At 61.1% G+C, this 7,728-nt stretch carries 7 protein-coding genes; 5 read left to right on the top strand and 2 right to left on the bottom strand.

Features of this window, described 5'->3' with window-relative positions; genetic code table 11:
• The 3 genes from NV64_RS19580 to NV64_RS19570 form a co-directional block, all read left to right on the top strand.
• On the top strand, positions 1-1,992 hold a 1,992-nt coding region (locus NV64_RS19580), incomplete at its 5' end, for an iron ABC transporter permease (RefSeq protein WP_101506616.1).
• The gene (locus NV64_RS19575; protein ID WP_056232974.1) at positions 1,989-3,050 is read left to right on the top strand and encodes an ABC transporter ATP-binding protein; all 1,062 of its coding nucleotides are present in this window, start codon (positions 1,989-1,991) and stop codon (positions 3,048-3,050) included. The genes NV64_RS19580 and NV64_RS19575, both read left to right, overlap by 4 nt.
• A gap of 24 nt (positions 3,051-3,074) precedes the next feature.
• Entirely contained in the window at positions 3,075-3,863 is a 789-nt protein-coding gene (locus tag NV64_RS19570) for an inositol monophosphatase family protein (RefSeq protein WP_101506612.1), read from the top strand.
• Positions 3,864-3,879: 16 nt separating this feature from the next.
• Here the strand turns inward: NV64_RS19570 and NV64_RS19565 are convergent, their stop codons facing one another.
• Together NV64_RS19565 and NV64_RS19560 are read right to left on the bottom strand one after the other, a co-directional pair.
• On the bottom strand, positions 3,880-5,316 hold the full coding sequence (locus NV64_RS19565; protein ID WP_056232977.1) for a glycoside hydrolase family 1 protein: 1,437 nt from the start codon (positions 5,314-5,316) through the stop codon (positions 3,880-3,882).
• Between the two features lie 251 nt (positions 5,317-5,567).
• Positions 5,568-6,593 carry an LLM class flavin-dependent oxidoreductase gene (locus tag NV64_RS19560; protein WP_101506611.1) on the bottom strand — a complete coding sequence of 342 codons (1,026 nt, stop codon included), beginning with the start codon at positions 6,591-6,593 and terminating at the stop codon, positions 5,568-5,570.
• A 270-nt stretch (positions 6,594-6,863) separates the two neighbouring features.
• On the opposite strand from NV64_RS19560, the gene NV64_RS19555 reads away from it, so the two are divergent.
• A complete protein-coding gene (locus NV64_RS19555; protein ID WP_056232981.1) occupies positions 6,864-7,184 on the top strand; it encodes a hypothetical protein in 321 nt (106 codons plus the stop codon).
• Positions 7,181-7,728 (top strand): hypothetical protein (locus tag NV64_RS19550; protein WP_101506615.1); only part of this gene is annotated, 548 nt, incomplete at its 3' end. The genes NV64_RS19555 and NV64_RS19550, both read left to right, overlap by 4 nt.

The following is a 7,728-nucleotide window of genomic DNA, read 5'->3' as shown; positions in this document are numbered from 1 at the left end:
GGGCCGCGACGCGGCACCCTGCTGATGGCCGCCAGCGCGGCCGCGATCCTGTTTTTACTGTTTGAAGGCCATGCCATCGGCTACAGCGGCTGGAACTGGCAGTGGAGCGAGCAGCTGTTTGGCACGCTCAGCCAGGGGCAGCCCGCCTTTGGTGGCGGGGCGATCCTGCTGCTCACCAGCCTGCTGCTGCTGTTCGCCTTCGGGCTGGCCGAGCGCGGCGCGCTGAAAGGCGATGCCTTTGTGGTGGCCGCGCTGGTGCTGCTGACCGCGCTGGTCAGCACCTTTGTGCTCTATCCGGTGCTGGGGATGTTTGTTGCCTCGGTGCAGGACGTCGACGGTTCGTTTAAGCCGGACGGGCTGATCGCCAACATTCAGGATCCGGCGATCTGGAGCCTTGGCTGCCTTGACGGCGGCACCTGCGGCACCGCCTGGCGTACCCTGTGGCTGGCGCTGATGACCGCCACCGGCTCCACCCTGCTCGGGCTGGCCTTCGCGCTGGCCGCCACCCGCACGCCGCTGCCGTTTAAAAAGGGGCTGCGCCTGCTGACGGTGCTGCCGATCATCACCCCACCGTTTGTGATTGGCCTGGCGCTGATGCTGCTGTTTGGCCGCGCCGGCGTGGTCACCGAACTGCTCTCCACGCTGTTCGGCATCGAGCCGGGCCGCTGGCTGTACGGCCTGACCGGTATCTGGATTGCCCAGGTGCTGTCGTTCACCCCGATCGCCTTCCTGGTGCTGATCGGCGTGGTCGAGGGCGTCAGCCCGTCGCTGGAAGAGGCCTCGCAGACCCTGCGCGCCGACCGCTGGCTCACCTTCCGCCGCGTCTCGCTGCCGCTGATGGCACCGGGACTGGCCAACGCCTTCCTGATCAGCTTTATCGAAAGCATGGCCGACTTCGGCAACCCGATGGTGCTCGGCGGCAGCCACGGCGTGCTCTCCACCGAGATCTTCTTCTCGGTGGTCGGCGCGCAGAATGACCCAAGCCGCGCGGCGGTGCTGGCGATGATCCTGCTGTGCTTTACCCTCAGCGCCTTTATCGTGCAGCGGGTGTGGCTCTCCGGCAAAAGCTTCGCCACCGTCACCGGCAAGGGCGACGCCGGCACCCACTGCGGGCTGCCGCGCGGCCTGCGTTACGGTGTCTACGGGCTGGTGATCCCGTGGGGCCTGTTTACGCTGGTGATTTACGCGATGATCCTCGTCGGCGGCTTCGTGCAGTCGTGGGGGCTGGACAGCAGCCTGACGCTGGCGCACTACGCCCGCGCCTTTGGCCTGACATGGAACGACGGCCAGATCCTGTGGACCGGCGTGGCGTGGAACTCGTTCTGGACCACGCTGGAGATCTCGCTGATCGCCGCACCGCTGACCGCCGCCGTCGGCCTGCTCACCGCCTGGCTGATCGTCCGGCAGAAGTTCGCCGGCCGCCAGACCTTCGAGTTTATGCTGATGCTCAGCTTCGCCATCCCCGGCACGGTGATCGGCGTCAGCTACATCATGGCCTATAACCTGCCGCCGCTGGAGATCACCGGCACCGCAATTATCCTCGTCGCCTGCTTTGTGTTCCGCAATATGCCGGTTGGGGTGCGCGGCGGTATTGCCGCCATGAGCCAGCTGGACCGCAGCCTCGATGAAGCCTCGCTGACACTGCGTGCGGGCAGTTTCCGCACCCTGCGTAAAGTGATCCTGCCGCTGCTGAAACCGGCGATCAGCGCCGCGCTGGTGTATGCCTTTGTCCGCGCCATTACCTCAATCAGCGCGGTGATCTTCCTCGTCAGCGCCCAGTACAACATGGCCACCTCCTATATCGTCGGGCTGGTGGAAAACGGCGAATACGGCGTGGCGATCGCCTATTCATCGGTGTTAATCGTGGTGATGCTGGTGGTGATCCTTGGCTTCCAGCTGCTGGTCGGTGAACGCCGCCTGCGCCGCACCACCCGACTTGCCACAATGCCGGTGGCCGCGCCACCGGCCCTGCATCAGGAGAAAGCAGTATGACCACAATCCGTTCCGGTTCGGTGGTGTTTGATAACGTCACCAAACAGTTTGCTGATTTTACCGCCCTGCCCGGCCTGTCGCTGACCGTGGAGCCGGGCACGCTGGTGACGCTGCTTGGCCCCTCCGGCTGTGGCAAAACCACCACCCTGCGCCTGCTGGCCGGCCTGGAGCACCCGACCTCCGGCCGCATTCTGATCGGCGGTAAGGACGTCACCCGCCTGCCCGCTAACGAGCGCGACGTGGCGATGGTGTTTCAGTCCTACGCGCTGTTCCCGCACATGAGCGCGCTGGACAACGTGATGTACGGCCTGCTCGCCAGCCGCCTGCCGAAAAAGGAGGCGCAGGACCGCGCCCGTGAAGGGCTGAAGCTGGTGGGGCTGGAGGCAATGGGCCAGCGGCTGCCCTCGGAGCTCTCCGGCGGCCAGCAGCAGCGCATCGCGGTGGCGCGTGCGCTGGTGCTGGAACCGCAGGTGCTGCTGCTGGACGAACCGCTCTCTAACCTCGATGAGCGGCTGCGCCGCCGGGTGCGCAGCGAGATCCGCGAGCTGCAGCAGCGGCTCGGCTTTACCGCCGTCTACGTCACCCACGACCAGGAGGAGGCGCTGGCGGTCTCCGATAAGATTATTGTCATGAAAGAGGGGCATATTGCCCAGCAGGGCGCGCCCCGCGAGCTGTATCACTCGCCTGCTTCGGTATTTATCGCCGACTTTATGGGTGAGGCCAATATTCTGCCGTGCGACGTCGAGCGGGTGGAAAACGGCGAGGCGATCGTCGCCCTCGGCAGCCGCCAGTTTCGAGTTGCGGGCGCGGATGCCCGCCCTGGCGCGGCGCAGCTGTCGGTACGCCCGCAGTTTATCAGCCTGCAGGCGGCCGACAGCGGCGCGCTGACCGGGGAAGTGACCCACAGCACCTGGCTTGGCGATCACGTGGAGTATGAAGTGCAGAGCGAGCTCGGCACGCTGTTTATCGTGGATACGCAGATGGAACGCCAGCTGGCCCCCGCCACGCGGGTGGCGATCGATTTTAAACCTCAGGGGCTGGCGCTGATTGCCCGCTAATCCCCTTTTGCAAAAGGATGTTCTATGAGCGAACAGATTTCCCGGCGCCTGGCGCTGGCTGAACAGGTGGCACGCGAAGGCGGTGCAATGGCGCTGGACTATTTTACCCGCCGCGACAGCCTGGTAATAGAGACCAAACGTGACGCGCAGGATGTGGTATCGGAAGCCGACCGTAACGTCGAGTTACTGATCCGCGACCGTATTGCCGCTCAGTTCCCGGACGACGGCTTCCTCGGTGAAGAGTATGGCCTGCAGCCGGGCAGTTCCGGCTACAGCTGGGTGGTGGACCCCATCGACGGCACCAGCCCGTTTGTTAACGGCATGCCCAACTGGTGCGTATCGGTGGCGGTGATTTATCAGGGTGAACCGGTGATCGGGGTGATTATGGCCCCCTGCCAGCAGGAGTGTTTTGTCGCGGCCCGCGGCCAGGGCGCAACGCTGAACGGTAAAACCCTGCAGGTGGATCCGGCGCGTACGATGCAAAACCACGTCACCGGCTTTGGTGCCAACAGCTACGTAACGCCGGAGCGCGTCGGTGAGATTGCTGCCGATATAGTGCGCGCCGGCGGTAACTTCTTCCGCAACGGCTCCGGGGCGATGATGCTGGCGTGGGTAGCGGCCGGGCGGCTGGTGGGTTATTACGAACCTTATATGCACGCCTGGGACTGCCTGGCGGGATACTGTCTGGTGAATGAAGCCGGGGGCTGGACGCACGCATTTGATACTGAAGGTGAAAAACTCACCCGCGGTGCGCCGGTGCTGGCGGTAGCGCCGGGGGCAAAGGAGGAATTGCTGCGGATTGCCGGGCTGTAAAGCCCGGCAACTGTCTTTAGCTCAGATCGCTGCCGTTGGTGGCGATCACCTGCTGATACCAGTGGAACGATTTCTTCTTATAGCGGTTGCCGCTGCCGTTGATGTTGTCATCAAGATCGACGTAGATCATGCCGTAGCGCTTGCTCATCTCACCGGTGGACATACTCACCAGATCGATACAGCCCCACGGGGTGTAACCCAGCAGATCCACGCCATCTTCAATTGCCCCGGCCATCGCTTCAATGTGCTGACGCAGATAGTTAATGCGGTAGTCATCGGCGATGTAGTGGTTTTCATCCGGCTTGTCGATCGCGCCCAGGCCGTTCTCAACGATAAACAGCGGTTTCTCATAGCGGTCGTACAGCTGGTTCAGCGCAATGCGCAGGCCGACCGGGTCGATCTCCCAGCCCCATTCGCTGGCTTCAAGGAACGGGTTGCGCGCGCCGCCCAGCAGGTTGCCGCTGGCGGCCTCGGCGGCCGGATCGGTTTTATAAATGGTTGAGGACATATAGTAGCTGAAGCCGATGTAGTCCACGGTGTGCTGCTTAATCAGCTCCAGGTCGCCCGGCTGAATGTCCAGCGTCACGCCCAGCGAACGCCACAGGCTCTGCGCATAGTACGGATATTTACCGCCCGCCTGCACGTCGGCGCAGTAGTAGTTAAACGCCTGGTTCTCTTTCAGCGTTGCCAGCTGGTTGATCGGGTCACAGTCCCAGGCATAGTTGGTGGCGAACAGGATCATGCAGCCGATCCGGATCTGCGCATTGGTCTCATGAGCGATTTTTACCGCCAGCGCGCTGGCGACAAACTGGTTGTGCCACGCCTGGAATTTCGCCTGCGGCTCCAGCGCGCCGCTCTGCACGGTCAGCCCCTGGCTCATCATCGGGAAGTGGGCGGCGCTGTTGATCTCGTTAAAGGTCATCCAGTACTTCACCTTATGCCCAAAACGCTCCAGCACCGTGCGCGCAAAGCGCTCGAAGTGGCCGATCAGCTCGCGGTTTTTCCAGCCGCCAAAGGCAGTGGCCAGGTGCAGCGGCATCTCGTAGTGGGAAATGGTGATCACCGGTTCAATGCCGTGGGCGATACAGGTATCGATCACCTGGTCGTAGTGGCTCAGGCCGGCTTCGTTAGGCTGCTGCTCAATACCGTTCGGATAGATGCGCGTCCAGGCGATGGAGAAGCGGTAACACTTGAAGCCCATTTCGGCAAACAGCGCGATATCTTCACGGAAACGGTGATAGTGATCGATGCCCTTATGGTTCGGATAGGTGTACTTATCGGCGTCGACGGTGAAGTCAAACTCCTTTGAGGCGACGATCGCCAGGCGCTGCTTGCCGCCCGGAATGGCGTCAACGATCGACAGCCCTTTTCCCTCGGCGTCAAACGCGCCCTCTACCTGATTGGCGGCGGTGGCACCGCCCCACATAAAGCCCTGCGGAAAACGCTGTTGCATGCACTACTCCTGTATTCCATGAAGATATCAGCTGCGAACGATAAGCCGGCACGATTCAGCCTGCTCAGCGCGGCAGATTTTAAAGGATTTAACCCGGGTGTAACAGGAGGACGTGCAGTAAGAGGTCAGGCAGGGTTGCCTTTACCGGAGTCAGGGTGCCAGTACCAGCAGTAAAGAGTATGGAGTATGGGTGCCAGAAGTCAGGGATCCGGCAGCGGTCATCCGCGCCGCCGGATCCCGGTTCCGTCAACTCAGTCGCGCCAGCCGAGGCCCGGAGCAACGTGTTTCAGAATCGCCTCAATGGTATGCGCACAGTAGTCGACGCCCAGCTGGTTAGGCACGGTCAGCAGCAGCGTGTCCGCTTCGGCGATCGCCTCATCGGCCGCCAGCTGTTTAATCAGCACGTCCGGCTCGGCGGCGTAGCTGCGGCCAAAGATGGCGCGGGTGCTGGCATCCAGATAGCCTACCGAATCGCCCTCTTTACCGCTCTGACCAAAGTAGGCACGGTCCGTATCATTCACCAGCGCGAAGATGCTGCGGCTGACCGATACGCGCGGTTCGCGGGTATGCCCGGCCTCTTTCCACGCCGCGCGGTAGGCGCGGATCTGCTTCGCCTGCTGGATATGGAACGGCTCGCCAGTTTCATCATCCTTCAGCGTCGAACTCTGCAGGTTCATCCCCAGCTTCGCCGCCCACACCGCCGTGGCGTTGGAGCTGGCTCCCCACCAGATACGATCGCGCAGGCCGGCAGAGTGCGGCTCAAGCCGCAGCAGGCCAGGCGGGTTGGGGAACATCGGCTGCGGGTTCGGTTCCGCAAAGCCCTCACCTCTCAGCACCTCCAGCAGCGTTTCGGTGTGGCGGCGCGCCATGTCCGCATGGTTCTCGCCTTCAGCAGGCTCGAAACCAAAGTAGCGCCAGCCGTCAATCACCTGTTCCGGAGAACCGCGGCTGATGCCCAACTGCAGGCGGCCACCGGCGATCAGGTCAGCCGCGCCGGCGTCTTCGGCCATATACAGTGGGTTTTCATAGCGCATATCGATCACGCCGGTGCCCAGCTCAATGGTTCTGGTTTTTGCTCCGGCCGCCGCCAGCAGCGGGAAAGGTGAAGCCAGCTGGCGGGCAAAGTGGTGTACGCGGAAGTAGGCGCCGTCGGCCCCCAGCTCTTCAGCGGCGACCGCCAGGTCGATCGACTGCAGCAGCGTGTCGGCCGCTGAGCGGGTGGCCGAGTGTGGTGACGGAGTCCAGTGACCAAAGGACAGAAAGCCGATCTTTTTCATTAAAAAAACCCTCAGTTAGCAGCGAGCCGCTGATTTCAATCATATTACGTCCATTTTGCCGGGGACGACAGCGGGCAGATTAAGCCGTGCGTGCTTCCGGCTGGCAGTAACCCTGACAGTGCGTTACATGAAATCTGCGTGAAGCCTCTGAAGATCAACAATCTGTCACCCGGTAAACCCGATTGAGCCTGCTCACTGTGCTTTTTGGCGATAAAATGATCACAAATCACTTGAAAGTACGAAATTTAACGTACAAAATAAGGAGGCGTTATGGGATTCAAGGACATTAAACATCAGGTAATACGTTGTATGCAGGCCGGGGCCTATCTGCACGAGACCCGACGTGACATTAACGCAAAAAACTATCTGGCTAACGGACGCCTCAATCGCGAGTGGGTCATTGAACTGCTCAGTCGCACCCGCGGCGATGAGTGGCGTTGTACGCCGCATCATCAGCACAGCGACATCGACGTGCATGTGTTCAAAACAAGCAGAAACGGCGTTGACTGGTACGTGAAGTTTTATTTCGTTGAACCGAATACGGTCTTCATCAGCGTACATCCAGCCATTGCCGGGGAGGAACAGAAATGAAAGTGTTCAAAGAGGGTGAGAACATCGCCGTGGTTTGCTACCAGTGTGGCAAAAGCACGGCCACTTTCCGGCTACGCGACGTCGATTTTGATGACCACAGCGGTACGGTGAAAAATATTCTGGCCGGGGTGTGCGACCAGTGCGATACCGTTGTCGCTATACCGCCGCAGTCTGAGCCGCAGATTAAGCGCGAATATGAACGGACGCACTCGGCGCTGGAGGTGCGGGTACCGGCGCACTTCCTGAATATCCTCAGCCTGGCAACGCTGAAAATTGCACCAAGGGTCAGCGACGAGTTCAGTAAGGTGCTGATCCTGTACTACCTGCACGCGCTTAACAGCGGACGCTTTGCACAGGATCAGTTAAAGACGCTGCTTGCCAGCGATATGGCTAAGGCCCGGGCGTCTAAACGCATTTCGATGAAAGTAAGCCATAACCAACTGGCCGAGCTTAACAGCCTGATGAAACAGCTGGCGCTGACCAAAACATCGGATGTTATCCGGGCGGTAATATTGAAAATCCATCAGGATTTGATTGAAGAGAA

It is taken from the genome of Erwinia sp. B116, assembly GCF_002865965.1.
Taxonomy (GTDB): domain Bacteria; phylum Pseudomonadota; class Gammaproteobacteria; order Enterobacterales; family Enterobacteriaceae; genus Erwinia.
This window is presented reverse-complemented; position numbering and strand designations above follow the sequence as displayed.

Coding starts and splice junctions, on each gene's coding strand:
- NV64_RS19575 (WP_056232974.1), top strand. CDS start 1,989: ATGACCACAATCCGTTCCGGTTCGGTGGTGTTTGATAACGTCACCAAA.
- NV64_RS19570 (WP_101506612.1), top strand. CDS start 3,075: ATGAGCGAACAGATTTCCCGGCGCCTGGCGCTGGCTGAACAGGTGGCA.
- NV64_RS19565 (WP_056232977.1), bottom strand. CDS start 5,316: ATGCAACAGCGTTTTCCGCAGGGCTTTATGTGGGGCGGTGCCACCGCC.
- NV64_RS19560 (WP_101506611.1), bottom strand. CDS start 6,593: ATGAAAAAGATCGGCTTTCTGTCCTTTGGTCACTGGACTCCGTCACCA.
- NV64_RS19555 (WP_056232981.1), top strand. CDS start 6,864: ATGGGATTCAAGGACATTAAACATCAGGTAATACGTTGTATGCAGGCC.